The following is a 26486-nucleotide window of genomic DNA, read 5'->3' as shown; positions in this document are numbered from 1 at the left end:
CTATGCAATTTCATATTTTTTTTCAATAGACATAATAAATTCATTTATTTCATCCAATTTTTTTAGTTCTTCTTCATCATCTCTATTAGATGCTTGGTCTCTTAAGGTGTCTATTTCAGTGTAAGCCATTGCTATAGTTTGCCACTTTTCTCTATTTTTACTTAAAATTCTTCTAGCTATCTCGCTTTTAATATTTTTATATAAATCAGGAGGTAATACGTGAGGTGCTTCTTGGTAAATAATTTTTTGTCCAAACCATGCACATCTCTTATCTTGAAATTTATCTAGTAATCTTAATTTTTCTTCCCACGACGAGCTGTGCCATGTTTTAAATAAAGCAGTATCTTTGTTTGGAACAAATTTCTCATACAATGTTTCCTCAGGAAGTAAATCTTCTTGATTTTGAGTTTGAGCCTTTTCTTCTGCAGCTTCCCTATTAATGATTTGAATATTCTTGCATAGGTTTTCGCTAGATCTAACTAATTTGGCTCTTTTTTGAATTGTTTCTAAATCTAGATCTGCATAGGCTTTTTCTTTTAAAGCAAATTTTTTATCTAATACTACAGGCGCTTTATTTGTTTTAATAACTCTTAAAGCTTTAGGACTTATTTTTTTAAGATTAGCTTTAAGCTCATTAACAGACATGTTTAAAAAAGGTTCTGGATCTCTTCTTAAGTCCCAAAGATATCCCCAGGAAGCATAAGATGGATGAAAACAATGCTCTGGATGTAATGTTGATACTAAATACATCATATTTCTTCCTTTAACATTTTCAAAAATTGAATAAATACCCTCTCCTTTTAAAATAGATTCCACGCTACTCTTTGTGGAAGTGGTTAAAAATTTTTCCCAATTGTCATTATGCTTTTTTTTTATAATTCTTAAAATTTTCAAACTAGTAAATGCATCATGATACGCAGTATGTTGTTGGGAAGTATCAAATCCTTGTTGTCTTGCTAAACCTTCAAGAGCAAGACTTTCATTTCCAGCATCTGTTAATTCAGTTTTTAAAGTTTCGGAATTAATTGTTTGTGCAGCTCTTGCAACATGAAGACCATCGTGTTCTTTATTTGGAGACGAATGAGTAATGTAAGGATATCTGTTACCTTTAAAAAAATTAAAATGAAACATACGTCTATCAAAATTTAAGTTACTCCAGCCCATAAATAATGCTGGCGCAGCTTTTGAGAAGAAGTTTTCAACTGCTCCTAAGAATTCATAATGAGAATAGTTTCCTTTGGTAAGTAAATCTATACTTGTTGAGTTTACCAATAGAGCTTTAGCACTTGGCACTTCTCCTTCTGGCATTCTGCCTCTGATATTTAACTTACCAATTTCATTTAAATTTTTATCAACAACAACAGCCCCAACCTCAATAATTGATCCCCAAATAGTGCTATTAGTTGTTTCAGTGTCGTAGATTACAAATTTGTCCATATTTTCTTATATATTTTAAGTTAAATTAGATAGTTCATGAAATTTTTTTAATCTTCCTAAAAACAAATTTTGATAGATGACTAAATCATGTCCTTGAATTTTAAATTCTTGGAATAATTTATCTACAGTGCAGACCAAAATAACACAAGAAGTGATATTGGAGTTATACACAACATTATGAGCTAAAGAATACGCGCTGGTTTGTAATAACCATGAATCGATATACTCAGCTTTCTTTGGTTTATTGCTTTGTTTAAAATCTATAATTGTTTCTCTTCCTTCATAAACTCCAACACAATCAGCAGTGCCAGCATACTTATCTGGATAGTACAGTGTGCACTCAACACCCCATATTTCTTCTAATCTATTTTTTAAACCATGATCTATTATTTCTTTTGCCATCAATTTATATTGTTCATTATCATCAAAAAAACTTAAATTTTCTCTCCCAAGCAAATATGATTCTAAGTAGTTATGCATCTGTGAACCTCTGCTGCTTGCAGCTTTCGTGATAGCTTCTGCTTCTTTATATCCTGTTCTTTCTCTCCAATTTGCTAATGCTGCTTTATCTTCATCAGATTTAGTAACATCTAAAATTGAAGTAACACTTGGTAATTTTTCTTCTCCCAAAAGGTATCTTCTAATACCATCAACAGTAGCTCTTGAAGATTTTGGATAATCATATTTACGATTCCATTGCATGAGATTTCTTATAAATGGTATTATCAAAAAAAAGAAATTAATTTTTAATTTGTCTTTGTTTATCAACAAATTTTTCAACGTTGTCTGTTTGTACAGCTTTCTCAACCTGCTCTGGATCTTTTATACTTTCCAAAGTTCTATTTATTGATCTTGCATCTGTTCCAAATTTATCAACCACACCCATAGCATCTTCTAATTTTTTTCTAAGAACTACTATGTTATCAAAGTGTTTTGAAAATCTTGTGCTTATTGTTTTTAAATGATTATAGATTTCAGTTGCTCCCTTTTGAACTTTCAAGGATTGAAAGCCCATGTGTAAAGATTGCAAATATGCAGACAAAGTATTAGGGCCACAAATTACAACTTTATATTTTTTCATTAATTCTTGAATTAATAATTCTTTTGTACTTGGGTCTTGGTATTCAGTTAACTCTTTGTATAAACTTTCTGTAGGAGCATATACAATTGCAAAGTCAGTAGTTTTTGGTGGTACAATATATTTTTCATTTACACTTTTAGCTTTTGCTTTAAATGCAGTAGCTAATTTTGCTCTAGCATCAGCAACTAATCTTTTGTCTTCCGCGTCATGACCATCGGTAATTGCTTTAAATTTCTCCACTGGAAAATGACTATCAACTGGAACTAAAACATCGCCTTGAAGCTTGATTGCAAATTCTACATTCTCACTTGTATTTTCCTTCATTTTCACATTTGTCATGAATTGAGAAGCTGGTAGTAAATCTTTAATTAGTGCATCCAAACTAAACTCTGCAAGAGTTCCATATTTTTTAACCCCAGCCAAAATTTTAGTTATACTCTCCTGGCTTTGGTTTAATAGTTGAACTTGTTGATTAAAATTTCCAACTTTTTCATCTACTTTGGTTAAAGCTTCTGTCATGTCTTTTGTTACTCCGGTAGACAGATTGTTAAATGAAGTGGACATTGCTCCAAGTGAGCTATTGATTGTTGTATTTAAGGTATCCTTTAAACTTGAGATTTCGGATTTTAAATTAGCTATTTCTTCAGCTTCTTTATTTTCCTTTTGATCTTCAGGCTTAGATCTTAAATTTAAGTAAAGAATTGCCGAAACTACTCCAAGCAGCAGAATTAAAATAACTAAAAATATAACTTCCATGAATCACTTTATATCATATATAAAATATGTAATGGAATTATTATTAATATTTAAAATTATTATTGGTTTAGGAATACTAGTAGGTGTTTATGCAATTCTTCGAAACCTAGATATTATTAAAATTATTCTTATTTATTGGAAAGATTTAATTCTTAGAAAGTAATCTAGCAAAATTTTGAAGAGATTTATTTTTAGACGATGATTTAGATATCATCATGCAAGCCTCTGATTTTAATATTTCACCATCTTTTAAAACTCTTAGATTATTAGCTTTTAAAGTTTCTCCTGTTGAAGTGATGTCAGTAATTATTTCTGATGAACCAGTAAAAGGATATGCCTCTGTAGCACCTAAACTATCTACTAATTTAAATTGAGTAACCCCTTTGGAAAATAAAAATTCTCTTGTTAAATTTGGATATTTGGTTGCAACTCTTAATCTTTTCTTTTTCTTATCTCTAAACTCAAATGCTATTTCCTCTAAATCGGCAATAGTTTGAACATCAATCCAAGGATCTGGAATTGCAACTACTAACGTGGCCTTCCCAAAATCATATTTTTTAATAACATTAATTTTCTTTTGAATATTTATTTCACTCTCCTTCAACAAATCAAATCCAGAAAATCCTAGATCTAATGAACCATCTCCAAGTCTTTCTATAATTTCTCTTGCATGAAGGTATAAAATTTTAACATTTTTCTTTTGTTTAATTGTACCTAATAAATCTCTTTCTCCTCTTTCTGAAATTAAATTTAATTTATTTTTTTTAAATATATTTAATACATCTTTTCTGAGTCTACCTTTACTAGGAATACCTATTTTAAAATTATATTTCATAATTAAATTTTTCCAGATACTCTCTATAATTTGTATTAATTTGTTTGGTTAAATTAGGATTTAAAATTTTTTTATAATTATTTTCTCCTCCAAGATTAAAAAATTTAACTCTTCCTGATTTATCTTTTTTTATCATAGCTTCGTTAAAACCATTTTTTTTTTCTAAATTTTTTAATTTTTCAAAGTTACATGACTCTACTGCAATTTTTGCTTTCTGACGGTTAAACGAAGTTTTAGATTTGGATATTTTTGTAATAAATTCAATTACTTTTTTTAATATTGCATATGTTGAAGATTCTAAATCCTCATACTTAATAGTTAGAACTGGAAACAAACTACAATTATTCCAACTATCTACATGAAATTTCCAAGAAAATAATGTTACAAATCCTAAAAATCTATTTTCTTTTTTTTCAATTAAAGCTTTTTTTTCATCATCCATAAATCTTAAAGCTTCTTCTTTTTTTATCTCATAATGATGTGCTAATGATGAAACTATATTTCTTGGGTCTCTAATTATATATATTGCACCCAAAGTATTTTTTTCATCTGTAAATCCGTTACCATTAATTTTGCAAAGAGCATTGTGAGTTTTAAAAAATTTTAATTTATTATCCGAATTTATTAATTTTTGTTTTTCAATCCATTTTGCAGAGGTATCTTCAGGTCTTAGATAAAAATCTTTATCATTTTTAAAAAAATTAACACTCGGAAACTGATCTATATTATTTAATAAAGTGAAATCAAACTCACCTCGTTTTGAAAAATAATAACTTGCTAATAATGAACGCAACCAAGTATTTCCACTTTTTGGATATGAGGCTAACCAAATTATCATTCTAGTTTAAATTCAACGCAGCCCCAACTGCTGGTATTTGTTTTTTTGACCCAAGATCAGAAATTAATCGATCATAACGACCACCATTAATAATATTTTTTAATTTATTTTTTGATTTAACATCAATTTTAAAAACCATCCCTGTGTAATATTCCAATTGTCTTCCAAAAGAAGTTGAAAATACTACATTTAGTTTTGAAACTTTGTTGTTAGAGACAGGAAAATATCTTTGATCAACCACCAAATTAATTCTATTTTTTTTAAAAAATTTATTTAACTCAGATGCAGCCTCATTGATTGGGCATTTGATTTTTAAAAAGTCTTTAATAATTTTTGAAACACCTTTACCTTTACTAGCTCTTCTTGGGTCTTTAATTTTGTTATCAAACCTATTTAATATCTCATTAATAGTTCTACCTGCTATTACTTTTGATAGATCTTCTTTTAGCATTTTTAAATAACGCTTTTTATCAATTTCAACAATAGTTGGGTCTACATCAGAGTTTGTCTCTAATCTTTTTAAAAGATCATTAAAGTAATCTTCTCTCCAAAAATGTCTTGATAATCTTAACTTCCATCTTTTCGGGATATCTAGTTTTGAAATTAACAAATTGAATATCTCAACATTTCCTATTGTTAATTTACCTGAAGAATACTTAATATTTTGAAGAGATTTTAGTGAGGTATTGATAATTTCTTTATCATCATTTTTTTCATCTTTAGAACCTAAAATTTCAAATCCAATTTGATCTCGGATAATAGAATCACTTTTATTTTCAGATTTTCTGTATGCTTGACCACTATAAAAAATTTTTTCTTTTCCTTTTAAACTATTCTCTAAGTATCTCAAACAAGATGCAATTGTTAAATCTGGTCTAAGACATAACTCACTTCCATTTTGATCAGTAAATGAAAAAATAAATTTTCTAAAGTTTTCACCTGACCTTTGAACGATATGATTAGCCTCAATAACTGAGGGTAAATCTATGTATTTGTAACCCTTAGATTTTACTGATCTAAGAATGTTTTCAGATAAGTTTTTTGATTTCATCTATTAAATTTGATTTTGGAAATGTTTTGTTATTTTCACCTTTAACACCTTTAAGATTTTTTATCGTTACTGTGCCTTCATTAAATTCATTGTCACCACATATAACTGCTACATTTAATTCACGTTTATTTGCTAAGGTTAATTGCTTACCTAAATTTTTCTTTGTGTCTAAAAAAATTTCTGCATTAATGTTATTTTCTCTTAATTGATCTAGAATTTCGTAATAATTTTTTAGATATTTTTCATCCATCACACATACTAAAACAGGCTTTTGATCATCCACCTTAATCTGATCCAATTGTAAAAGTGCAAATAACAATCTGTCTACACCGAAACTAATCCCTGTACCTGGAATATCTACCCCTTTAAATCTTGAGATAAGCTTAGCATAAGACCCTCCCGAACAAATGCTGCCAATATCAACTTCTTTTCCTTTATTATTTGTAACTTTAAAATTTAAGTTAGTTTCAACAATAAAATCAGAATAATAAGCTAAACCTCTAACAATAGTAAAATTAGTTTGTACTTGTTCTAAATTAGAACCAAATCCTAAAATTTTAAAAACTTCCTCAAGCTCTTTAATTCCCTCTTGAGACAATGGATTTTTTAAATTTTCTTTTAATTGTTTTAAATCTTTTATTTTTAAAAAATTTAATATTTGTAATGCTTGTTCCTCTGTTAGATCGGCACCTTTTGTAACTGCACCACTTGCATCTTTTCTCTCTTTTTTAAGAAGATCTTCAACACCTTTTAAACCAAATCCAGGTTTATCTAATTTGTCAATAGCTCTAATTACTTTTAATTGCTTATCTTCAGATATTTTTAAATCATCAATTAAACCTTGTACTATTTTTCTGTTACTAATATTGATTGTGAATTGATCTTTATTCAAACCACAATCTAAGAGTGTACTTGAGATTAAATTACAAAGTTCTGCATTAGCTTGAGCTGAATTAACATTTCCAACAATATCAAAGTCAGCCTGCATGAACTCTCTGTATCTTCCATTTCCTGCTTTTTCATTTCTAAAAACATTCTGAATTGCGTATCTTTTGTAAATTGATGGAAGCTCTTGGTTGTTTTGAGCAACAAACCTAGCTAAAGGACTGGATAGGTCGTATCTAAGAGTAATATTTTTATCTCCATCTTTAAATGAGAATACATCAGACATAGGGTTATCCTCGTCCTCTGCTAAAAACGAACCAATATTTTCGCTGATCTCAAAAGAAGGTGTTTCTAATGGTTCAGCTCCAAATTTTAAAAAATTTTTTTCAATCACTTTTAAAAGTTGTTTTTTTAAAACTAACTTTTTATTCCAACGATCTTCAAATCCAGATGGTAAGGAAGGATTGAGTTTTTTATCTTTTTCCATTTTAGTGGTACTTTGGGTAGGTTACGCTCCTACGACTTCGGATCCACAAACCGACGTGATACTATTTCACCACCAAAGCTTATCCTTTATTTTTTATCTTATTTTATGTGGAATGAAAATTATAATATAAATAAATAGCCTAATGGCTATGGAAACAGTTTCTGTGAGTACTTCTATAAGTAATTCTGTATGTAATATTTATATTCATGAACAGCCTTTTAGACAAAAATTATTAATATTCAAGGCTTAAATAAAAAAAGGACGTTAATCTTCTAAATGTAGAAATAACGTCCTTTAGAAATTTTACGAAAATTAGTCTATTTTTTTTAAATTTACTGCAGAAGGACCTTTAGGACCGTCTTCTAATGTGAATTCAAGTTTATCACCTTCATTAAGAAATCTCATTCCAGCAGCTTTTACAGCTGAAGCATGTACAAAGGCATCTTTCTCTTTGTCGTCTCTCTCTATAAAGCCATATCCCTTTTTACCATTATACCATTTTATTTTACCTTGTAGTGTACTCATCTTATTTCTTCGTCCTTTTGTTATTTATTATATTAATTAAGTTAATTTCTTTTACAGGTATTTCAAGATCAAACTTTGTGGTGGTGGCTGAGGAAGGATTCGCACCTCCGACACAAGCCTTTTCAGGGCTCTGCTCTACTCCTGAGCTACTCAGCCTTATTTATCCTCTAAAGATAATTCTTCCTTTAGTAAGATCGTAAGGTGTCATCTCCACAGTTACATTGTCACCTTGAAGAACTCTAATTCTGTTTTTTCTCAACTTACCTGCTGTGTGAGCTGTAACCGTATGACCATTCTCTAGCTTAACTCTAAACATTGCATTCGGGAGTAGGTCTATTACAGTCCCCTTGAATTCAAGTAAGTCTTGTTTTGACAAATTTATTTTCTCCTTATTCTTTTTAATACTGATTGAGCATGCCCAACCAGGCCTTCATAATTTGCAAGTGTTATAACTGATGGTCCAAGACTTTCAATACCCTTTTTTGATAGGTTTATGTATGAAATTCTTTTGTAGAATTCGTTTACACTTATACCACTTGAATATTTTGCTGATCCATTAGTTGGTAAAACGTGATTTGAACCTACATTATAATCCGTCATAGCCATAACGGCATATTTTCCTAAACAAATTGATCCTGAATTTTTTATTTTTGAAACAATAGATTTATAATTTTTAACATTTAACTCTAAATGCTCTGGAGCTATTTTGTTAACAATATCTATAATTTTTTTATCCGAATTTATATGCATTAAAATTCCATTATTTTGCAAACTTCTCTTTGCAATAGATTCTCTTGGAATTTTTTTTAATTGTTTAATTATTTCAGTTTTAACTTTATTTAATAAGTTTTTATCTTTTGAAATTAATATGCACTGTGCAAGATCATCATGTTCTGCTTGTCCTATTAAATCACTTGCAATCCATTCTGGATTAGAATGCTTGTCACAAACTATTGTAACTTCAGAGGGACCAGCAGTCATGCCCTCAATTCCAACATCACCAAAAACTTCTTTTTTTGCAGCTGCAACGTAAGCATTTCCAGGCCCTACTATTTTATCAACCTTTTTAATTTTTTTTGTTCCATAAGAAACTGCAGCAATAGCAGATGGTCCACCAATTGAATAAATTTCCTTAATTTTACATTTTTTGGCAGCATACAATACTGCAGGATTTTGTTTTCCTTTATAACCTGGGTTGATCATAACTATTCTTTTTACACCAGCAACAATAGCTGGAATTGCATTCATCAATACACTAGATGGATAGGATGCAGTTGAACCAGGTACATAAATTGCAACCGAATCTAGCGGCAAATATTTATACTCAAGTTTATTTTTAAACTTGTCAGTGTAAGAAATATTTTTAAATTTTTGTAATGAATGAAATTTATAAATTCTGTTGTAAGCAGTATCGATAGATTTTTTTACTATAGAATTTAATGATTTAATTGATTTTTGGATTTGATTTGAGCTAGGCTTGATTACTGAATTTTTATTAAATTTTTTCTCATATTTTAATAAAGCTTTATCACCATTTTTTTTAACATCTTTAATAATGTTAGTGACTGAAACAGAACTTGATTGAACTTTTCTCTTTCTTTTAATTAACAAATTATCCAACAATTTGGAAAAATTTTTATTACTGTTGTCTAAAACTTTCATTTCTACTTTATTTTATTTCGCTTTGATCCTCTAATATTGCTTCAATGGTTTCAGCGGTCAAAGCAATATGAGCATTGTTACTAAAAAAGAGATTTATTTCATAAACATCGTTATTTTTCAAATAATCTATTCCTACTAATTCTAAAACCAATCCTTGATTTGATTGATCAATATTTTTTGACTTTACCTTATCAACAAAATCAAATCTGCAGATACTATTGACTTTTTTGTCCTCATTTTCATTTTCTACTTTAATACGCTCAATTGATAATAAAAATACTTTATTAGATTCTAGATACTTAATATCTGAAACTTTTACTTTGGCTCCTGAACTACAAGCTGAAATCATCTGTAATCCCTCTTTATCTGTAGCAATAATTTTAGCTAAATATTTGTTCATCTTTTTAATCTTTTTATTTTAACACCAATATTTTTTAATTTATTTTCAATTTTTTCATAACCACGATCTAAATGATAAATCCTATTAATTACAGATTTCCCTTGTGCAACTGAAGCTGCTAAGACAAGTGCCACTGATGCTCTTAAATCACTAGACATTACTTCTGCACCAATAAATTTCGTATTACCCTCAATATAAGCTTTATTATTTTTGGTCTTAATATTTGCACCTAGTCTCTGTAATTCAGCAACATGCATAAATCTATTTTCAAAAATATTCTCTGTAATTGAACTTTTTCCTTTTGCTTTACACATCAAGACCATTAATTGCGCCTGTAGATCTGTTGGAATTCCAGGAAACACTTTTGTTTTAATATTTTTAATAGATTTAATTTTTTCTGGTCCATTAATATGAATTTTATTTTTGCTTACTTTTATTTTGGCTCCTGTTTTTTTTAATAAATTAAGTTCTGTATTTATTATTTTTGGGTCTAAATTATTTATTTCTAAATTCCCTTTAGCTAAAGTTGCAGCTACGCAAAAAGTACCAGCTTCAATTCTATCAGCCATCACAGAATAATTTGTTGATTTTAATGAACTCACTCCGTCAATACTACAAGTTCTTCCTTTCCAATTAATTTTTGCACCAGCTAAATTAAGAAAGTTAGTAAGGTCTTTTATTTCTGGCTCAACAGCACAGTTTCTTAATACTGTTTTTCCTTTTGCCAAGCATGCAGCAATTATAGAGTTTTCAGTTGCTCCAACAGTAATTTTAGGAAATCTGATTGTTCTACCTTTAAGTTTGCCATTAGATTTTGCTAAAATGTAACCGTCCTTAATTTCATAATTCATCCCAAGTTTTTCTAAAGCTGACAAATGATAATTAACTGGTCTTGCTCCAATTAAGCAACCACCTGGTAATGATGTTTTTGACTTATGATATTTTGCAATTAATGGTCCTAATACTAAAATTGAACCTCTCATTGTTTTAACTAATGAATAACTAGCAAAAGTTTTCATATTTTTATTGTTTGAAATTTTTGCAGTTTTTTTATCTTTAGAAAGTTTGATTTTTGATCCAAGAGACTTAAGTAAATTTAGCATAGTGCTAATATCTTTTACTCTTGGTAGGTTTTTAATAGTTACCTGTAAATCAAAAAGTAGTGTAGCTGCTAATATTGGTAATGACGCATTTTTAGAACCTGATATTGAAACTTTGCCCTTTATTTTGCTAGGACCATCAATCAGAAATTTGTCCATAACTTACTTTTTAATTTTAGCAACCTGAATAGTAGTTTGTCCCTGATATTTACCGTTCTTAGATTTATAAGTTGTCTCTGGTTGAGTTTCTGATTTAAAAAATAAAAATTGGGCTATACCTTCATTAGAATAAATTTTTGCTGGATTAGGTGTAGTATTGCTTAACTCTATAACTATATTTCCTTCAAATTCGTTTTCAATAGGAGTTACATTACAAATTATACCTGTTCTTGCATAAGTGCTTTTGCCAACACATATACAAAGTACATCTTTTGGAATTCTAAAATATTCTACTGTTTTAGCCAAAACAAATGAGTTTGGAGGAATAATGCAATGTGGTCCCTTTTTCTCAATAAAGTTGTCATCTGAAAAATTTTTTGGATCGACTAAGGAATTATTTACATTAGTGAATATTCTATATTCATCAGAGATTCTCACATCATAACCCATGCTACTTAATCCATATGATATTTTTCCCTCAGCAACTTGATGATCTAAAAATGGTTCGATCATATTGTGCTCTTTGCACATCTTCTTAATCCACGAGTCAGGCTGAATAGACATTACTTAGATTTTTTTTTATTTTTTTTTTGAAATAATTTTCTTTTTTTTAAATTTTTTCTTAAAGCTAAGCTCAAACGCTCATTTTTATCTTTAGAGCTCATTCTTTGTTGGGATTAGTCAAAAAATCTAACGATATTGGTTTATTAGGATCTAATGGTTTTGATGTGGGCTCTTCTTTTTTGGGGCCTTCTTTAGCTAAACGTTTAGCTTTTTTTTCAGCAAGCTTTCTTTCTCTTTTAGCTTGCTTCTCCATAAGCTTGTTGCCTTTTGTAGATTTATAATCGTAGTGAATTCCCATAACATTTTTTTTAGTAGATATAGATCATTATAATCAAAAAATTAAGGCAATAATTTGAAAAAAATGCTTTATTATCAAGAAATTACTAAATGTATTTTAGCTCCTGTAGTTAAATGGCATAACAAGTCATTGGTAATGACTAGTTCCCTGGTCAGTACAGGGTGGGAGCACCATTAATTTCTGTAAAATTTTTTTCTAAAAATAATTAAAAACACAATTAGTACAAAAAACGCTAAAAGAGGAACATAAATATCTGGGAAAAAGATAATATCCATTATTCCTGGAACTTCTGAATTTTGGTCGATTACTTTTTCAATCCCACTTCCAATTGAAACTGCCAAAAAAATCTGAGGTATTATTCCTAAAAAAGTTGCAGATAGAAAATTTTTTACTCTTACATTAAATAATGTTGGCAATAGACAACTTATTTGCCAAGGAACTCCTCCAATAAATCTGTAAACGAGTAAATAAAAAAATTCAGATTTTTTAAATTTAATTTCAAGATTTTGAAATTTATTAAGAAATTTTTCTCTAATTAAATCTCTTAAAAAATAATTTCCAAATATATATAAAAAAGTGGCACCTACACTTAAACCAGTCACCACAACTAGTGTTCCAATCCATTTGCCAAAGATAAAGCCACCCATTAAAGCTACAGGAGATCCAAAGCCTAGAAAAGGAAATACCCAAAGCACTGTTAGAAACAAGAAAGAAATTGAAACTAAAAATAAATTAGAATTCTTCAACTCAATTAAATAAGATCTGTTATTTCTCAAAAAATCATAAGATGTAATCTCCTGAAGACTGAATTTTGAAAAGAAAAAATATAAAAATAAACTAACAATTAATAAGTAAGATAAACCTATAAATAGTTTAATTTTTTTTGTTTTTTCCATGAATATTGTTATTTTATTCCTAAATCTTCTATTTGCTATTTTTATTATTGCTAATATAAAGGGGCAAAATTTATAAAATTTAATCAATTTATTTATGAAAAGAACATACCAACCTTCAAATAAAAAAAGAGCACGAAAACATGGCTTTAGATCAAAAATGAAGACTAAAGGTGGAAAAAAACTTTTAGCTAGAAGAAGAGCCAGAGGAAGAAAATCTTTAACTGTATCAGTGTAAATTAATGAAAAGCAAAATTGTTGCTCTTTCAAAAAACGAAGAATTTAAAAATTTACTTAAACAAAAAAAGTTCTCGAATAAGTATGTAACTATTTTCTTCGGTAAATTAATGAATAAAAATAATAATAAACTCAATATTAGCTTTGTAACAAAAAAAAAATTAGGAAACGCAGTTAAGAGAAATAAGATTAAAAGAAGATTAAGGAATATTTTAAACGAAGCAGTTAAAAAAATATCAATAAATTTTAACTATTCATTCCTTGTTATCGCTAAGTCATCTATGCTAAATAATGAATACAAATTAATAAAAGAAACTCTATTTCAGGATTTTGAAAAAATAAAATAATGAATATTTTTACAAATATATTAATTAAAATTATCAAAGGTTATAAATATCTGATTAGCCCTCTATTTGGACATTCTTGTAGATATTTACCTACTTGCTCAGAATACAGTATTGATGCACTTAAAGAATTTGGCCTGTTAAAAGGATCATTTTTAAGTATTAAAAGAATCTTATCTTGTCACCCAATCAAATTTTTAGGTGGTGGTGAAGGTTTTGATCCTGTTAAAAAAAACACAAAATTAAAATAATATGGATACTAAAAATATAGTAGCGGCAATTTCATTATCAGCAGCAGTTATAGTTTTGTATTCACTATTTTTTGCTCCTCCACCAATTACTAAAGAAAATATGGCTGAAGGAAATAAAGTTGAACAAAACAGCGATACACCTTCACTAGATCAAAAAGAAAATGTTGCTGAAATTTCTAGAGAAGAAGCTTTAAATCAAAGTGAAAGAATTAATTTTGAAAATGAGAGTATTGTTGGTTCTATTTCACTTAAAGGTGGTGTTATTGATGATCTAACATTTAAGCAATATAATGTCAGTCTAGACTCTCAAGAAAAAGTTACACTGCTTTCACCAAGAAATTCAAAAGATGGTTATTTAATTGAAAGTGGTTTTATTACATCTGATAAAAATGTTGAAATTCCAAATTCAAATTCTATTTGGAAAGTTTCAGGAAATAATAAGTTAACAGATCAATCACCTATAAAAATATCTTGGACAAATGATCAAGGTATAACATTTGAAAAAGAGATCGCCTTAGATGACAAATATTTATTTTCAATTAAACAAAGTGTAATCAATCCTACAGATAAAAAATATGATTTTTATACTTATGGTCAAATCATTAGAAATGAAATGCCCGATATATCTAACTTCTATATCCTTCATGAAGGATTGGTGGCAACACTTGATGATGAACTTATTGAGGAAGACTACGATGACATACAAGAGAAGAAATTTTCAAGAACAGCTCAAAAAGGATGGCTAGGTATTGGAGATAAATATTGGGTAACTTCGCTAATTCCACCAAGAGAAAAAGAATTTAAAACAACATTTGATTATAAAGATAAGTTCAGAGCAAATTTTGTATCAACAGAACCATTGGAACTTAATGAAAATTCATTGATTGAAGAAACCTTGCAAATCATTGTTGCTGCAAAAAGAGTTGATGTAATTGACGGATATGCTGAATCTTTAAACATTGACAAATTTGACTTAACAATTGATTGGGGATTTTTATACTTTATTACCAAACCGTTATTTTTTGGAATAGATTATTTCTTTAAATTACTTGGAAATTATGGCCTAGCGATTATAGCAATTACAATTTGTATAAGATTAGCATTTTTTCCACTTGCAAACTTTTCCTTTAGAAGCATGGCAAAAATGAAAGCCTTACAGCCTGAAATGGCAAGACTTAAAGAGCTACACAAGGACGATAAAATGAAATTGCAACAAGCGATGATGGCTCTATATAAAAAAGAAAAAGTAAACCCAATGTCTGGCTGTTTGCCAATACTTGTCCAAATTCCAGTTTTCTTTGCTTTATATAAGGTTTTATTTGTAACAATTGAAATGAGACAAATGCCTTTTTATGGCTGGATACAAGATTTATCTGAGAGAGACCCTACCTCTTTGTTTAATCTATTCGGATTATTGCCTTATGATGTGCCATCATTTTTAGTCATTGGAGCATGGCCTGTTGCAATGGGTGTTTCTATGTGGGTTCAACAAAAATTAAATCCTGCACCAACAGATCCGATGCAAGCAAAAATATTTATGTTCTTTCCATTATTCCTAACAATAATTTTAGCACCTTTCCCAGCAGGATTGGTAATATATTGGACAGTAAATAATATTTTAACTATGGCACAACAAGTTTTCATAATGAAACGAACCACTGTTAAAACAACAACTTAATGTTGGATATTAAAGAAGAAGAATTAAAAACAATTCTACCATTAGATGGTCCTTCAACAGAAGAAGTACAAAAATATTTAGAGAAATATAATGATGAATATATTGTTATTAAATGTGGTGGTAGTGTTTTAATTGATCAAAATCTTTTTGATATTTTTATTAAAGATATTTCAACACTAAATAAACTAGGATTTACTCCTATTATTGTTCATGGAGGTGGAAAAAGAATAAGTAATAAACTTAATGAGATAGGTTTAGAAAGTAAATTTATAAAAGGATTAAGGGTAACTGATAAAGAAACTATTAAAGTTGTAGAGGAAGTATTAATCGATTTTAATAAAGAAATTATCAATGCTCTAGATAAGCAAAATTGCGAAAGTCAGAGTGTTAATTCCAAAGAAAATAATATTTTAACAGTTGTACAAGAAAATGAAGAGCTTGGTTTTGTGGGCTCTCCTACAAATGTGGATCAATCAATAATAGATAAAATTATATCAGATAAAAAAGTGCCTATTATTGCACCCTTAGGTTTAGATAAAAATGATCAAACTTATAACGTCAATGCAGATACTGCAGCTGGCTATATTGCTAAAAAAATTAACGCAAGAAGGTTAATTATATTAAGTGACGTAGAAGGTGTTTTGGATAACAATAAAAATTTAATTCCAGAAATTAATTCAGAGTCTATAAAAAACTTAATCAATAATGAAACAATCACGGGTGGCATGATCCCAAAAATAAATAATTGCTTAGATGTTGCTAGTAACGGAGTAAAAGGAGTTGTTATAATAGATGGAAGAAAAAATCATTCTGTTCTATTTGAACTTTTATCAGATGAGGGATCTGGAACTTTAATTAGACAATGAAAAATTTAAGCCATATTAAAAATATTCTATTTGATTGTGATGGTGTACTTTATAGTGACCTAGAGGCGGTATTTGGCCAAGTAAGTCGAAAAATGACTGAATATATCTCAAGTAAACTTAATGTAGATTTAAAAAAAGCCAAAGAACTTCAGACAAATTACTTTCACAAGTATAACACAAGCTTAAATGGTCTAATGATACATCATGAAATTGATCCTAAAGAATTTTTAGATTTTGTTCATGATATTGATTTATCTTTTTTAGAAAAAGATACGGCATTAAGATATGAGTTAGAGAATATAAATTTAAGAAAATTTGTCTTCACTAATGGTAGTTACAATCATGTAAAGCACATCACTACAACACTAGGAATTGATGACCAATTTGAAGGCATATTTGATATCGTAGATGCAGAATATCACCCAAAACCAGAAGCTAAAGCTTTTGATTTAATGGTAGAAAAATTCAAAATTGATCCAAAAGAAACTTTGTACATTGAAGATATAGCAAAAAACTTATCGATAGGTAAAGAGCGAGGAACAATTACTGCTTGGTTAATTAATGATGAGGAATGGGGCAAAAAAGAATCTAATAAAGAATATATTGATTATAAAATTGAAAATCTTACTTTATTTTTAAAAGAAATAAGGTTATTAAAAAACCAATAAAACTATGAGTATAGAAAACATTATAAATGAAGCTTGGGAAAACAAAGATCAAGTTAATCAAAATTCAGATCAAAAATTAAAAAATACTATTAATCAAGTAATAGAAGATCTAGATAGTGGTAAATCTAGAGTTGCTGAAAAAATTGATGGTGAATGGGCAACTCATCAACACCTAAAAAAAGCAATTATGCTAAGTTTTAGAATTCATGGAATGGAAACTTTAGATGGTCCCTACTCAGCCTGGAGAGATAAAGCTCATTTGTTAAAAGGAAAAACAGCCGGATGGTCAAACGCTGATTTTGAAAAAGCAGGTTTTAGAATGGTACCAAATACTGCAATGAGAAAAGGATCATATGTTGCTAAAAATGTTGTTCTAATGCCAAGTTATGTAAATATTGGTGCTTACATAGATGAAGGAACAATGATGGATACATTTAGTCGTGCAGGTAGTTGCTGTCAGATTGGAAAAAATTGTCATATTTCAGCAGGAACTGGTATTGGTGGAGTTTTAGAACCAGCACAAGCGCTTCCAACTATTATTGAAGATAATGTTTTTGTAGGTGCTATGTCAGAAGTTGTGGAAGGGGTAATAGTTGGTGAAGGTTCAGTATTAAGTATGGGTATGTATATTGGCCAATCAACTAAAATCGTTAATAGAAAAACTGGTGAAGTAACTCACGGTAAAATACCTCCTTACTCAGTCGTTGTTCCTGGATCATTACCAGACAAAAATAATCCTGCTGCACCCTCGTTATATTGTGCAGTAATCATCAAACAAGTTGATGAAAAAACAAGATCAAAAACATCAGTAAACGATCTTTTAAGAGATTAAAATGCAAACCATTAATGAATTACAATTAGCCAAAGAGCTAATTCGTTACCCATCTATAACACCAATAGATGCTGGAGTAATGAAATTCTTAGAAAAACAATTAAGAAAACTTGGTTTTAAAACTAAAATATTAGAGTTTAAAGAAAAAAACACTAAACCAGTAAAAAATCTTTATGCAAGACTTGGAACCAAAGGTCCAAATTTTTGCTACGCTGGTCACTTAGATGTTGTACCTGCTGGAAACTTAAAAGATTGGACAGTAAATCCTTTCAGACCCTCAATTAAAAAAGGACATTTAATTGGAAGAGGAGCAAATGACATGAAAAGCTCTATTGCAGCTTTTGTTTCTGCTGTCAGCATTTTTGTTAAAAATAACAAAGAATTTAATGGCTCTATAAGCTTACTAATTACAGGTGATGAAGAAGGAATTGCTATTAACGGTACAAAAAAAGTTGTCGAATACTTAAAAAAAAGAAAAGAGAAAATTAATTTTTGTTTAGTTGGAGAACCAACTAATCCAAATAAATTGGGAGAAATGATTAAAATTGGTCGAAGGGGAAGTATGACTGGCAGACTTTCAATTATAGGTATTCAGGGCCATGTTGCTTATCCTCATAGGGCTAACAATCCATCAACTGCTCTTGTTCAAATATTAAAAGAATTGAAGGAAATTAAATTTGATAAAGGAACAAAAGACTTTCAGCCAACAAACCTAGAAGTTACAAAAATAAATATTGATAATACAGCCGATAACGTAATTCCAGGTTTGGCTAATGCGACTTTTAATATTAGATTTAATAACAAACATTCATCGAATTCAATTAAGACAAAAATAAATAAAATATTGAAGAAAATTTGTCATAAAAATAAGTCAAATTACAAAATTGAATATAGTGTATCTGGTGAAGCTTTTTTAACTAAACCAAACCAAACTACATATATGATCCAAGATATAGTTAAAAAGATTACTAAGATTAAACCTGAACTCTCAACGACAGGAGGCACATCTGATGCAAGATTTATTAGAAAGATTGCTCCCTGTTTAGAATTTGGTTTGGTTGGAAAAACAATGCATAAAGTAGATGAGGCTGTTTCTTTAGGTGATTTAAAAAAATTAACTTTAATTTATTCAAATATTTTAAAGAATTATTTTAAGTGAAAACAGCTTTAATTACTTCTGATACATACAAAAATCATAATACGGGAGATGGACATCCTGAAAAAATAGATAGAGTTACAGCTGTTATTGATAACTTTAAAAAATTAGATAACAAAAATTTAATTTGGAAAAAGCCTTCAAAATTTGAAAAATCAATATTAATAAAAACTCATTCTTCTGAATATATTGATCATGTCGATCAATCATACCCACAAAATGGATTTAATTTCTTAGATGGAGATACAGTTGTCTCCCCTGGTAGTAAAGAAGCAACAATGGACGCTGTTGGATCAATTATTGCAGCGATTGATGGTGTGGAGGAAAAAGAATTTAAAAATGCTTTTTGTGCAGTAAGACCTCCAGGTCATCACGCAGAAAAAGAGAAAGCCATGGGCTTTTGTATTTACAACAATGTTGCAGTTGGAGCTAATTATTTAATTGAAAAATATGGTTATAAAAAAATTGCTATAATTGATTTTGACGTCCATCATGGAAATGGGACGCAAGATATTTTTTTCAATAATGAAAAAGTTTTATATATTTCCACTCATCAATTTCCATATTATCCAGGCTCAGGTTCGGAAAAAGAGATTGGAAAATTTAATAATATTTTAAATATTCCACTTGTAGCTGGTACAAGTGCTGGAGAATATTTAAATGCATATGAACTGGTATTAAAGAAATTAAAAGAATTTAAACCAGAATTTCTTTTATTTTCTGCAGGTTTTGATGGTCATATTGATGACCCTTTGGCACAATTAAAACTTAATGCTGAAAATTATTATACAATTACAAAAAGAACTTTGGAAATTTCAAAATCATTTTGTAAAGGTAATGTAGTGTCTATACTAGAAGGTGGATATGATTTAAAAGCACTACAAGATAGTACACAAAGACATGTTGATGCTTTAATAGAATTTAATTGATAATTCTCAATAAAAAACTAAATAAAACTCAATGAAATTATATAAAATTAAAAAATCTGATATTGATAAAAAAGGTAGAGGACTTTATGCTACTAAAGATATCAAAGAAGGTACAAAGATAATCGATTACGTTGGTAAACTAATTACAAAAAAACAAACTGAAGAGTCTGATAAATATGACAATAGTAAACCAATCTATTTATTTACTATCAACAAAAGATATGACCTTGATGGAGATTTTCCATGGAATACTGCAGGATTAATTAATCATTCTTGTGACAATAATTGTGATTATGATGGTAAGGGTCTAAAAATTTGGGTTAAAGCAATAAGAGATATCAAAAAAGGTGAAGAATTTACCTGCGATTACGGGTTTGGTTATGATGAAAATTACAAACAATTTCCATGTAAGTGTAAGTCAAAAAATTGTTGTGGGTACATTGTAAGAGCAGAATCTAGATGGCGAATAAATAAAAAATTTGCCATGAGTAATAAAAAAAATCTAATAAAAAACTCTAGATAAAAATAATCCTGTAGGTGGTGCTGGGGGAGCGCACAGTGACCTTTTTTTAGACTTTAGAGCTTTGTCAAATTTTTTTAAATCCCATTTCTTTTCACCCAAATATTTTAAACAACCGACCATAGATCGTACTTGCTGTTGAAGAAAAGATTGAGATTTAAAATGAATTTCTATTTTATCATTTAAAGATTTTAATTTTACAAAATCCATAGTTCTAATTGGACTCTTAGCATTGCAACTTGAAGCCCTAAATGTTGAGAAATCTTTAGTACCAACTAATTTTTTTGCACCTAATTTCATCAAATCTAAATCTAATTTTTTTCTTACATGCCAAACTTGATTTTTTTTAATTACAGGTGAACTTGTTCTATTTAAAATGACATATTTATAAACTCTCTTTTTTGCAGAAAATCTTGAGTGAAAGTTATTAGTTCTTTTTCTTATTTTAAGAATTGTAATATTTTCATTTTTTAAAAAGTGATTAATTGAGTTAATAAATTTATCTAAGTTCAATAATTTATTTTTTAAATCAAAATGTGCTGACTGCTCGATAGCATGAACACCAGCATCTGTTCTACCTGATCCAACTATGGTAATATTTTCTTTTAATAACTTTCTAATTTTGTCTTGAAGTATTCCTTGAATAGTTTTATTTTTTTTTTGAATTTGCCAACCTTTATAATTTGTTCCTAAATACTCTATCAAAAGCTGATATCTAAACATTTATATTTTTGAGCCTTTTTTTATCTGCGAACCTTGAATAAATTCACCAATATTTTGAGGTCTTTTCCCTTGCCTCTGAATTTCCTTAATAATTATCGATTGATTATTACCACAAGCAATTTCAAGATTATCACTCAATACTAACCCTGGATTTCCTTGAGCTCCTCCAACTTGAGCTTTTAGAATTTTATATCTTTCTCCATTAAACATAAAAAAAGCTCCTGGTGATGGATATAAACCGTTTATCTTACCAATAATTTTTTCAGCATTTTCATTCCAGTTAATTTGACCTTCAGTTTTTTGAATTTTAGATGCATAGGTTGCATTCGAATGATCCTGCTCAATAAAATTTGCTTTACCATCTAAAATATCATCTACGTTATCTAAAATTTTTTCTGCTGCTAAGCTAGAAAGCTTTTCACTAATTTCTAACGCATTCAAATTTTCATTAAGTTGGATTTTATAATTATTACAAACTGGTCCTGTATCTAATTTTTCGGCAATTCTCATTATACTTATTCCAGTCTCCTGATCTAAATTCATAATTGACCTTTGAATTGGTGCGGCACCTCTCCATTTAGGCAGTAAAGATGCATGTATATTTATAAAACCTTTTTTAGTTAGGTTTAGAAATTTTTTAGGTATAATTTGTCCGTAAGCAACAACTATTGCTAAATCAGCATCTAAAGAATTAAAAAAATTATACTCCTCTTCATTATTTATAACTGTCGGCGTTCTATATTCTAAATTTAAAGTTTCAGAAATACCTTGTATTGGAGACTTATTAATTTTTTGTCCTCTTTTTGATTTTTGAGGTGGCTGTGTATAAACATAAGAAATATTATATCCATTTTGATATAAAGATTTTAAAATTGGTACAGCAAACATGGGCGTACCCATAAAAACTAACTTTTTTGACATTTTTTAAACTTCAGCTGTATTTGATTTTAATTTTGAAAGTTTCTTTATGATCATTGATTTTTTTAGTTTTGAGAGATAATCGATGAATAATATCCCTTCCAAATGATCCATTTCATGCTGTATGCATGTTGCAAGTAATCCATCTGCCTTTAGCAACTGTTTCTTTCCATTGTAATCTAAATACTCTACTTCACATTTGCTTGGTCGATCAATTTCAGCAAATTGATTTGGCACAGATAAACACCCTTCTTCATAAGTTGCCTTAAGTGGATCTTTATTTTTTATTACTGGATTTACAAAGTATCTAGGCTCTTTTTTGTTTTCATCCTTGCTTATATCCATCACTATAATTCTTTTTGGTATACCAATCTGAATTGCTGCAAGACCAATACCATTAGCATCATACATTGTATCGAGCATATCATTCATTAATTTTTGCTCTTCACTTCCAACGGCTTCTACAGGTTTTGATACTTGTCGAAGTAATTTGTTTGGTTCTGTAATAATCGTTCTTATCGCCATAAAATTTGTATGTTATTATAATTTTTATACTTTTAAAGGAAGAACTTTTAGCAATAGCTTATTTCTAATTAGGTCAGCATTTATTTGATTTAAGGTATTCGAAATAAAATAAAGTCTTTTTTCATCAATATTTTCTATTTTGTCATTACCTATTATCTCAATTAAAGATAATAAAACTGTTCCAACTTCATTTGCTTCTATCAACTCAGCTAAATTTTCATCTAATTCAAAAGGTTTTTGTGAATACAAACTTTCATACTCGCTTGGTATTTCTACTCCGTCTGATTTCAGACTTTCTATAAAAATTATATCTTTAATCGACAAAGTTTCATTACTAAAAATTATTCTATCAAGAAATTTTTTTAAATCTTCTTGTATTTCAGATTTTGAATAATCTCCTCTAAAATAATTTACCCACTTAGATTGATGTAAAATATTATTGTTGTATTGAATTTTTTTGAACTCTGAATTCTGATTTTTTGAATATTTATTGTAAAAACTTAAATAATCTGAAGGAACATTATTTACTTCAATTTCCTTCAAAAAGTTATTGAGCTCTTTATCAAAAGCTAATCCAATGTTGTTGTCCTCAAATAGCTGCTTCAACAACTGTAAAAATTTCAATTTCAATTCTGGTTCACTCGTTAAAAGTGCTCTTTGATAAATTAATGCTCTGGCTTCTAACGGAGACAGTAACTTGTAAGTATCAGTTGCACTTAACAATTGATCAATATTAAATTGAAATTTTTTATAATATTCAAATAGATCTTTTTCTGAGAAAATTTTATAATTTGCAGCTTTCTCAATAATTAAGATTTTATCTTGATCATTTATGTCAACATTACTTAGATCTGGTAGTAAATTTGAATTTGATAGATATTTCCAAATTAATTTAGGCGTATTTTCATTGGGTTCAAATGAAAATTCTGGATTTGTTCTATGAGCTAAATGAAACTCAAATACTGAACTTTCAGAGACTTCTTTAGATGCTTCTTCAATATAACCAAACAGGTAATTCATTTTATTTTCAAAATACTCATCTTGAAAACCTAACTCTTTTTTAAGATCTAGAATTAATTGGGCTTCTTCATTTTTTCCATAATTTACTAAACAATATAAATTCAATTTAGATAAATATTCATCTTCAACTGGTTCTTTAATTTTTGTAAAAAATTCACAGGTCTTCTTTATATTTTTATCTGATAAATAGTTATCTAATAAATGTCTGGTTAGTTTGGGATGAGAGTTTACAATTTGATTATTAACCAAAAATTCTTCAATGAGTTCTAAATTAGAATTTTTAATTAACCAATCAGATTTAAATTTTAAAAATTCATTTTCAGTAATATTTTGATTAGGATAATGAGCGTTAGTTAATAATGAGACTTCCATAATTTCTAATGCATCATTAGAAAGATTAATTTTCTCTAAACTGTTAAATAAATTTTTTAACTTTTGACCATCAGAATTCGTCCACATATCAATAGTCAAACCGTGTTCTGCAGGATCGTATAATCCTACTATTTTGACTTCTTTTGATATTAAATTTTCATCTAATTCTATCGAGCCAGTATTTTTATCTGACTGCATATCAAAAACACTTATTTGATCATTATTATTTTCACCTTCTGTAATAACTGCTTCCTCAACAGTTTCATTTTCTTTTTTTTCAAGATTCCATATATCAATTGGATTATCTTCTGCATGAATAGGATTTAAAATAATTAGATAGCTTAAAAAAATAAAAAAGAAATTTTTATTTAACAATTTTAAAATTTTCATTTGGAATAATTTTTTCAATTTCCTTTTTAGGAGCAGGAAAATCAATTGAATTGAGAATTAAAACAACGCCAAGAACAATTACTAGTCCGAAAATAGATTTAACAACTAGTCCGATTATACTTTTTTTACCTGAACTTGTATTTTTGTTGAATTGCATATAACTTTAGTTAATTTCAAATTAAGACATATTTGTGTTTTTTCAATATTTAAACTTATGAAATCAAAAAAAAATCTGGTTTTTCTAGGTATGATGGGATCTGGTAAGAGTTCTATTGGCTCTTTAGTAGCAAAAAAATTTAAATTAAATTTTGTAGATATAGATAAAGAAATAGAGAAAAATTTAAATACGACAATTCGAAAAATATTCGAAACAAAAGGAGAAGAATATTTTAGAAAAATTGAGGAAAAAACTACACTTAAAAAATTAAAACTTAGTTCTACAGTTGTCTCTCTTGGGGGAGGTGCTTTTGCAAATAAAAATATTAGAAATGAAGTTTTAAAAAATCATTATTCATTTTGGTTAAATTGGAATGAAAAAATTTTAGTTGATAGAATTAAAAATAGCAAAAAAAGACCTCTTACAATTAATGCTACAGATAATGATTTAATTGATTTAATTAAAAAACGAACTAACATTTATTCTAAAGCCTTATATGAAATCAAATGTGATAATCTTACAAAAAATGAAATAGTAAGCAAAATTAAAAAAATTTATGAAACCAATTAAATTAAAAATTGAAACAAAAACACAAAAATATCCAATAATAATTGGATCAAATTTAATTACTAACCTATCAAAAATAATTAAGAATAATTCCTTAACATTCAATCAATGTCTTCTTGTAGTTGATAAAAATGTACCAAAAAAATTTATCACTAAAATAAAAAATTCATTCAATAAAAAGAAAATACATATATGTTTTTTTATTGCCAGCGAGGCCAATAAAAACTTTAATATTATTAATAAGATCCTAGAAATTTTATTAAATAAAAACTTTTCTAGAGATGACTGTATAATATCAATAGGTGGGGGTATTACAGGTGATGTAAGTGGTTTTGCATCTAGTATCTTTAAAAGAGGTATGAAATTTATAAATATACCAACAACACTTTTATCCCAAGTTGACTCTTCGATTGGTGGCAAAACTGGCATTAATTCACATTACGGAAAAAACCTAATTGGTAGTTTTTATCAACCAAACTTGGTTATATCAGATGTTGATTTTCTTAAATCGTTGCCAAAAAGAGAGATTATTTGTGGATATGGTGAAATTTTAAAACATTCTCTGATAAGAGATAAAAATTTCTTTAAATTTTTAAATAAGAATGTGAATAAAATTACTAAACTGAGTTCTCCATTTATTGAAAAAGCAATTTATGAAAGCTGTAAAATTAAAAAAAATGTGGTTGAAAAAGATGAGAAAGAAAAAAATTTAAGAAAAGTTTTAAATTTTGGACATACATTTGGCCATGCTTATGAAGCAAGCTTAAATTACAATAAGAAATTAAATCATGGCGAAGCAGTAATCCTAGGTATAAAGACAGCTTTAAGTTTTAGTTTAAATTTAAAAATACTTAAAAAAAGTGATTACAATCTAATATTAAATCATATCAATAATTTAAATCTAGAAATGTCTGTTAATAAATTTTTTACAAAAAAAGATATAAATAAAATATTATTTTTCATGACAAAGGATAAAAAAAATAAATCCCAAAAGATTAATTTAGTGCTTTTAAAAAAAATTGGATCTCCACAAATTAATATTGAATATCCAAAAAAAAGATTGAAAAAATTTTTTAATGATTACTTAAGATAGTTGAATTTGAATTGAGTGAATAGTTTCTTTCAATTCTTTATCTAATACTTTATAAATTCTTTTATTACTTTCAATTCTGTTCATACTTTTTAACTCATCAGAAACTATATTTAACTTTAAATGATATTTGCCTTCTTGATTACCTTTGTGATTTTTGTGAAGAAAAGATTTATCTTCTATATCTATAGTTTGAATATTTATTTGATCTGATAATTTTTTTTTTATAATTGCAATTAATTCATTTATATCCATATAGTAATTATTATATC

34 protein-coding genes and 1 tRNA gene are annotated in these 26486 nt (G+C 28.2%); 13 read left to right on the top strand and 22 right to left on the bottom strand.

The window, feature by feature from the left end; translation table 11 throughout:
- The 3 genes from AMN99_RS00810 to AMN99_RS00800 are packed head-to-tail and all read right to left on the bottom strand — an operon-like array spanning nt 1 to nt 3274.
- Nucleotides 1-1437: an exonuclease domain-containing protein gene (locus AMN99_RS00810; RefSeq protein ID WP_075505963.1), complete on the bottom strand. Its 1437-nt coding sequence runs from the start codon at nt 1435-1437 to the stop codon at nt 1-3.
- 15 nt (nt 1438-1452) lie between these two features.
- Entirely contained in the window at nt 1453-2139 is a 687-nt protein-coding gene (locus AMN99_RS00805) for a hypothetical protein (RefSeq protein WP_075506062.1), read from the bottom strand.
- A 37-nt stretch (nt 2140-2176) separates the two neighbouring features.
- Nucleotides 2177-3274, bottom strand: coding sequence for a DNA recombination protein RmuC (locus tag AMN99_RS00800; RefSeq protein WP_075505962.1), 1098 nt, complete (start codon nt 3272-3274; stop codon nt 2177-2179).
- Nucleotides 3275-3305: 31 nt separating this feature from the next.
- Here AMN99_RS00800 and AMN99_RS05845 point away from each other — a divergent pair, with 31 nt between their 5' ends.
- Nucleotides 3306-3437, top strand: a complete 132-nt coding sequence (locus AMN99_RS05845) for a hypothetical protein (RefSeq protein WP_256998081.1) — start codon at nt 3306-3308, stop codon at nt 3435-3437.
- On the opposite strand, the gene hisG is transcribed toward AMN99_RS05845, so the two are convergent.
- The 13 genes from hisG to AMN99_RS00735 all read right to left on the bottom strand — a co-directional run bounded on the left by hisG (nt 3420) and on the right by AMN99_RS00735 (nt 12974).
- Nucleotides 3420-4112: an ATP phosphoribosyltransferase gene (hisG, locus tag AMN99_RS00795; protein WP_082255127.1), complete on the bottom strand. Its 693-nt coding sequence runs from the start codon at nt 4110-4112 to the stop codon at nt 3420-3422. The two genes, AMN99_RS05845 and hisG, sit on opposite strands and share 18 nt — an antisense overlap.
- A complete protein-coding gene (locus tag AMN99_RS00790; protein ID WP_075505960.1) occupies nt 4099-4947 on the bottom strand; it encodes a sulfotransferase domain-containing protein in 849 nt (282 codons plus the stop codon). Before AMN99_RS00790 ends, hisG begins: the two co-directional genes overlap by 14 nt.
- Nucleotide 4948: 1 nt before the next feature.
- Entirely contained in the window at nt 4949-5998 is a 1050-nt protein-coding gene (locus AMN99_RS00785) for an ATP phosphoribosyltransferase regulatory subunit (protein WP_075505959.1), read from the bottom strand.
- Nucleotides 5976-7370, bottom strand: coding sequence for a histidine--tRNA ligase (hisS, locus tag AMN99_RS00780; RefSeq protein ID WP_075505958.1), 1395 nt, complete (start codon nt 7368-7370; stop codon nt 5976-5978). The genes AMN99_RS00785 and hisS overlap by 23 nt, the downstream gene beginning before the upstream one ends.
- A 312-nt stretch (nt 7371-7682) precedes the next feature.
- Nucleotides 7683-7895, bottom strand: a complete 213-nt coding sequence (locus tag AMN99_RS00775; RefSeq protein WP_075505957.1) for a cold-shock protein — start codon at nt 7893-7895, stop codon at nt 7683-7685.
- 81 nt (nt 7896-7976) lie between these two features.
- A tRNA-Phe gene (locus tag AMN99_RS00770) sits at nt 7977-8051 on the bottom strand.
- Between the two features lie 4 nt (nt 8052-8055).
- A complete protein-coding gene (gene infA / locus AMN99_RS00765) occupies nt 8056-8271 on the bottom strand; it encodes a translation initiation factor IF-1 (protein WP_023854397.1) in 216 nt (71 codons plus the stop codon).
- Between the two features lie 2 nt (nt 8272-8273).
- Entirely contained in the window at nt 8274-9557 is a 1284-nt protein-coding gene (gene hisD, locus AMN99_RS00760) for a histidinol dehydrogenase (RefSeq protein ID WP_075505956.1), read from the bottom strand.
- 7 nt (nt 9558-9564) lie between these two features.
- Nucleotides 9565-9957: a DUF2948 family protein gene (locus tag AMN99_RS00755; RefSeq protein WP_075505955.1), complete on the bottom strand. Its 393-nt coding sequence runs from the start codon at nt 9955-9957 to the stop codon at nt 9565-9567.
- Nucleotides 9954-11216 (bottom strand): UDP-N-acetylglucosamine 1-carboxyvinyltransferase, encoded by a 1263-nt coding sequence (gene murA / locus AMN99_RS00750; RefSeq protein ID WP_075505954.1) that lies wholly within the window; start codon nt 11214-11216, stop codon nt 9954-9956. The genes AMN99_RS00755 and murA overlap by 4 nt, the downstream gene beginning before the upstream one ends.
- 3 nt (nt 11217-11219) lie before the next feature.
- Nucleotides 11220-11780: a dCTP deaminase gene (gene dcd / locus AMN99_RS00745; RefSeq protein WP_075505953.1), complete on the bottom strand. Its 561-nt coding sequence runs from the start codon at nt 11778-11780 to the stop codon at nt 11220-11222.
- 97 nt (nt 11781-11877) lie between these two features.
- Nucleotides 11878-12078, bottom strand: a complete 201-nt coding sequence (locus AMN99_RS00740; protein ID WP_075505952.1) for a hypothetical protein — start codon at nt 12076-12078, stop codon at nt 11878-11880.
- A gap of 173 nt (nt 12079-12251) precedes the next feature.
- Complete coding sequence (locus AMN99_RS00735) at nt 12252-12974, bottom strand: TVP38/TMEM64 family protein (RefSeq protein WP_075505951.1); 723 nt, start codon at nt 12972-12974, stop codon at nt 12252-12254.
- 94 nt (nt 12975-13068) lie between these two features.
- Here AMN99_RS00735 and rpmH point away from each other — a divergent pair, with 94 nt between their 5' ends.
- From rpmH to AMN99_RS00685, 10 genes are read left to right on the top strand one after another with little or no spacing between them, the layout of a single operon-like run.
- Nucleotides 13069-13209, top strand: a complete 141-nt coding sequence (gene rpmH, locus AMN99_RS00730; protein WP_023854404.1) for a 50S ribosomal protein L34 — start codon at nt 13069-13071, stop codon at nt 13207-13209.
- A gap of 4 nt (nt 13210-13213) precedes the next feature.
- Nucleotides 13214-13555, top strand: a complete 342-nt coding sequence (gene rnpA / locus AMN99_RS00725; protein ID WP_075505950.1) for a ribonuclease P protein component — start codon at nt 13214-13216, stop codon at nt 13553-13555.
- Nucleotides 13555-13803, top strand: a complete 249-nt coding sequence (gene yidD, locus AMN99_RS00720) for a membrane protein insertion efficiency factor YidD (protein WP_075505949.1) — start codon at nt 13555-13557, stop codon at nt 13801-13803. Before rnpA ends, yidD begins: the two co-directional genes overlap by 1 nt.
- A gap of 1 nt (nt 13804) precedes the next feature.
- Nucleotides 13805-15481 (top strand): membrane protein insertase YidC, encoded by a 1677-nt coding sequence (yidC, locus tag AMN99_RS00715; protein ID WP_075505948.1) that lies wholly within the window; start codon nt 13805-13807, stop codon nt 15479-15481.
- Nucleotides 15481-16347, top strand: a complete 867-nt coding sequence (gene argB / locus AMN99_RS00710; RefSeq protein ID WP_075505947.1) for an acetylglutamate kinase — start codon at nt 15481-15483, stop codon at nt 16345-16347. Before yidC ends, argB begins: the two co-directional genes overlap by 1 nt.
- Nucleotides 16344-17015, top strand: a complete 672-nt coding sequence (locus AMN99_RS00705; protein ID WP_075505946.1) for a pyrimidine 5'-nucleotidase — start codon at nt 16344-16346, stop codon at nt 17013-17015. Before argB ends, AMN99_RS00705 begins: the two co-directional genes overlap by 4 nt.
- Nucleotides 17016-17019: 4 nt before the next feature.
- Complete coding sequence (gene dapD, locus AMN99_RS00700; RefSeq protein ID WP_075505945.1) at nt 17020-17847, top strand: 2,3,4,5-tetrahydropyridine-2,6-dicarboxylate N-succinyltransferase; 828 nt, start codon at nt 17020-17022, stop codon at nt 17845-17847.
- A gap of 1 nt (nt 17848) precedes the next feature.
- Nucleotides 17849-19006 carry a succinyl-diaminopimelate desuccinylase gene (dapE, locus tag AMN99_RS00695; RefSeq protein ID WP_075505944.1) on the top strand — a complete coding sequence of 386 codons (1158 nt, stop codon included), beginning with the start codon at nt 17849-17851 and terminating at the stop codon, nt 19004-19006.
- Entirely contained in the window at nt 19003-19932 is a 930-nt protein-coding gene (locus AMN99_RS00690) for a histone deacetylase family protein (protein ID WP_075505943.1), read from the top strand. The genes dapE and AMN99_RS00690 overlap by 4 nt, the downstream gene beginning before the upstream one ends.
- A gap of 31 nt (nt 19933-19963) precedes the next feature.
- A complete protein-coding gene (locus AMN99_RS00685; RefSeq protein WP_075505942.1) occupies nt 19964-20455 on the top strand; it encodes an SET domain-containing protein in 492 nt (163 codons plus the stop codon).
- On the opposite strand, the gene truA is transcribed toward AMN99_RS00685, so the two are convergent.
- The 5 genes from truA to AMN99_RS00660 are packed head-to-tail and all read right to left on the bottom strand — an operon-like array spanning nt 20435 to nt 24557.
- A complete protein-coding gene (gene truA / locus AMN99_RS00680; RefSeq protein WP_075505941.1) occupies nt 20435-21175 on the bottom strand; it encodes a tRNA pseudouridine(38-40) synthase TruA in 741 nt (246 codons plus the stop codon). The two genes, AMN99_RS00685 and truA, sit on opposite strands and share 21 nt — an antisense overlap.
- Nucleotides 21176-22096, bottom strand: a complete 921-nt coding sequence (gene fmt, locus AMN99_RS00675) for a methionyl-tRNA formyltransferase (protein WP_075505940.1) — start codon at nt 22094-22096, stop codon at nt 21176-21178.
- A 3-nt stretch (nt 22097-22099) separates the two neighbouring features.
- Nucleotides 22100-22618, bottom strand: a complete 519-nt coding sequence (gene def, locus AMN99_RS00670; protein ID WP_075505939.1) for a peptide deformylase — start codon at nt 22616-22618, stop codon at nt 22100-22102.
- Between the two features lie 24 nt (nt 22619-22642).
- Nucleotides 22643-24400, bottom strand: a complete 1758-nt coding sequence (locus AMN99_RS00665) for a hypothetical protein (RefSeq protein ID WP_075505938.1) — start codon at nt 24398-24400, stop codon at nt 22643-22645.
- On the bottom strand, nt 24375-24557 hold the full coding sequence (locus tag AMN99_RS00660) for a hypothetical protein (protein WP_075505937.1): 183 nt from the start codon (nt 24555-24557) through the stop codon (nt 24375-24377). The genes AMN99_RS00665 and AMN99_RS00660 overlap by 26 nt, the downstream gene beginning before the upstream one ends.
- 57 nt (nt 24558-24614) lie before the next feature.
- On the opposite strand from AMN99_RS00660, the gene AMN99_RS00655 reads away from it, so the two are divergent.
- Both AMN99_RS00655 and aroB read left to right on the top strand, forming a co-directional pair.
- Nucleotides 24615-25127, top strand: a complete 513-nt coding sequence (locus AMN99_RS00655; RefSeq protein WP_075505936.1) for a shikimate kinase — start codon at nt 24615-24617, stop codon at nt 25125-25127.
- Nucleotides 25114-26217, top strand: coding sequence for a 3-dehydroquinate synthase (gene aroB / locus AMN99_RS00650; protein WP_075505935.1), 1104 nt, complete (start codon nt 25114-25116; stop codon nt 26215-26217). Before AMN99_RS00655 ends, aroB begins: the two co-directional genes overlap by 14 nt.
- On the opposite strand, the gene AMN99_RS00645 is transcribed toward aroB, so the two are convergent.
- The gene (locus AMN99_RS00645) at nt 26209-26469 is read right to left on the bottom strand and encodes a BolA family protein (RefSeq protein ID WP_075505934.1); all 261 of its coding nucleotides are present in this window, start codon (nt 26467-26469) and stop codon (nt 26209-26211) included. The two genes, aroB and AMN99_RS00645, sit on opposite strands and share 9 nt — an antisense overlap.
- Nucleotides 26470-26486 lie beyond the last annotated feature (17 nt).

It is taken from the genome of Candidatus Pelagibacter communis (assembly GCF_001180225.1).
In the GTDB taxonomy this organism is placed as follows: Bacteria; Pseudomonadota; Alphaproteobacteria; order Pelagibacterales; family Pelagibacteraceae; genus Pelagibacter; species Pelagibacter ubique_D.
This window is presented reverse-complemented; position numbering and strand designations above follow the sequence as displayed.

What these genes read in the sequence shown, in the direction of transcription:
- AMN99_RS00810 (WP_075505963.1), bottom strand. Translation starts at nt 1,437, where the DNA reads ATGGACAAATTTGTAATCTACGACACTGAAACAACTAATAGCACTATT.
- AMN99_RS00805 (WP_075506062.1), bottom strand. Translation starts at nt 2,139, where the DNA reads ATGCAATGGAATCGTAAATATGATTATCCAAAATCTTCAAGAGCTACT.
- AMN99_RS00800 (WP_075505962.1), bottom strand. Translation starts at nt 3,274, where the DNA reads ATGGAAGTTATATTTTTAGTTATTTTAATTCTGCTGCTTGGAGTAGTT.
- AMN99_RS05845 (WP_256998081.1), top strand. Translation starts at nt 3,306, where the DNA reads ATGGAATTATTATTAATATTTAAAATTATTATTGGTTTAGGAATACTA.
- AMN99_RS00790 (WP_075505960.1), bottom strand. Translation starts at nt 4,947, where the DNA reads ATGATAATTTGGTTAGCCTCATATCCAAAAAGTGGAAATACTTGGTTG.
- AMN99_RS00785 (WP_075505959.1), bottom strand. Translation starts at nt 5,998, where the DNA reads ATGAAATCAAAAAACTTATCTGAAAACATTCTTAGATCAGTAAAATCT.
- hisS (WP_075505958.1), bottom strand. Translation starts at nt 7,370, where the DNA reads ATGGAAAAAGATAAAAAACTCAATCCTTCCTTACCATCTGGATTTGAA.
- AMN99_RS00775 (WP_075505957.1), bottom strand. Translation starts at nt 7,895, where the DNA reads ATGAGTACACTACAAGGTAAAATAAAATGGTATAATGGTAAAAAGGGA.
- hisD (WP_075505956.1), bottom strand. Translation starts at nt 9,557, where the DNA reads ATGAAAGTTTTAGACAACAGTAATAAAAATTTTTCCAAATTGTTGGAT.
- AMN99_RS00755 (WP_075505955.1), bottom strand. Translation starts at nt 9,957, where the DNA reads ATGAACAAATATTTAGCTAAAATTATTGCTACAGATAAAGAGGGATTA.
- murA (WP_075505954.1), bottom strand. Translation starts at nt 11,216, where the DNA reads ATGGACAAATTTCTGATTGATGGTCCTAGCAAAATAAAGGGCAAAGTT.
- dcd (WP_075505953.1), bottom strand. Translation starts at nt 11,780, where the DNA reads ATGTCTATTCAGCCTGACTCGTGGATTAAGAAGATGTGCAAAGAGCAC.
- AMN99_RS00740 (WP_075505952.1), bottom strand. Translation starts at nt 12,078, where the DNA reads ATGGGAATTCACTACGATTATAAATCTACAAAAGGCAACAAGCTTATG.
- AMN99_RS00735 (WP_075505951.1), bottom strand. Translation starts at nt 12,974, where the DNA reads ATGGAAAAAACAAAAAAAATTAAACTATTTATAGGTTTATCTTACTTA.
- rpmH (WP_023854404.1), top strand. Translation starts at nt 13,069, where the DNA reads ATGAAAAGAACATACCAACCTTCAAATAAAAAAAGAGCACGAAAACAT.
- rnpA (WP_075505950.1), top strand. Translation starts at nt 13,214, where the DNA reads ATGAAAAGCAAAATTGTTGCTCTTTCAAAAAACGAAGAATTTAAAAAT.
- yidD (WP_075505949.1), top strand. Translation starts at nt 13,555, where the DNA reads ATGAATATTTTTACAAATATATTAATTAAAATTATCAAAGGTTATAAA.
- yidC (WP_075505948.1), top strand. Translation starts at nt 13,805, where the DNA reads ATGGATACTAAAAATATAGTAGCGGCAATTTCATTATCAGCAGCAGTT.
- argB (WP_075505947.1), top strand. Translation starts at nt 15,481, where the DNA reads ATGTTGGATATTAAAGAAGAAGAATTAAAAACAATTCTACCATTAGAT.
- AMN99_RS00705 (WP_075505946.1), top strand. Translation starts at nt 16,344, where the DNA reads ATGAAAAATTTAAGCCATATTAAAAATATTCTATTTGATTGTGATGGT.
- dapD (WP_075505945.1), top strand. Translation starts at nt 17,020, where the DNA reads ATGAGTATAGAAAACATTATAAATGAAGCTTGGGAAAACAAAGATCAA.
- dapE (WP_075505944.1), top strand. Translation starts at nt 17,849, where the DNA reads ATGCAAACCATTAATGAATTACAATTAGCCAAAGAGCTAATTCGTTAC.
- AMN99_RS00685 (WP_075505942.1), top strand. Translation starts at nt 19,964, where the DNA reads ATGAAATTATATAAAATTAAAAAATCTGATATTGATAAAAAAGGTAGA.
- truA (WP_075505941.1), bottom strand. Translation starts at nt 21,175, where the DNA reads ATGTTTAGATATCAGCTTTTGATAGAGTATTTAGGAACAAATTATAAA.
- fmt (WP_075505940.1), bottom strand. Translation starts at nt 22,096, where the DNA reads ATGTCAAAAAAGTTAGTTTTTATGGGTACGCCCATGTTTGCTGTACCA.
- def (WP_075505939.1), bottom strand. Translation starts at nt 22,618, where the DNA reads ATGGCGATAAGAACGATTATTACAGAACCAAACAAATTACTTCGACAA.
- AMN99_RS00665 (WP_075505938.1), bottom strand. Translation starts at nt 24,400, where the DNA reads ATGAAAATTTTAAAATTGTTAAATAAAAATTTCTTTTTTATTTTTTTA.
- AMN99_RS00660 (WP_075505937.1), bottom strand. Translation starts at nt 24,557, where the DNA reads ATGCAATTCAACAAAAATACAAGTTCAGGTAAAAAAAGTATAATCGGA.
- AMN99_RS00655 (WP_075505936.1), top strand. Translation starts at nt 24,615, where the DNA reads ATGAAATCAAAAAAAAATCTGGTTTTTCTAGGTATGATGGGATCTGGT.
- aroB (WP_075505935.1), top strand. Translation starts at nt 25,114, where the DNA reads ATGAAACCAATTAAATTAAAAATTGAAACAAAAACACAAAAATATCCA.
- AMN99_RS00645 (WP_075505934.1), bottom strand. Translation starts at nt 26,469, where the DNA reads ATGGATATAAATGAATTAATTGCAATTATAAAAAAAAAATTATCAGAT.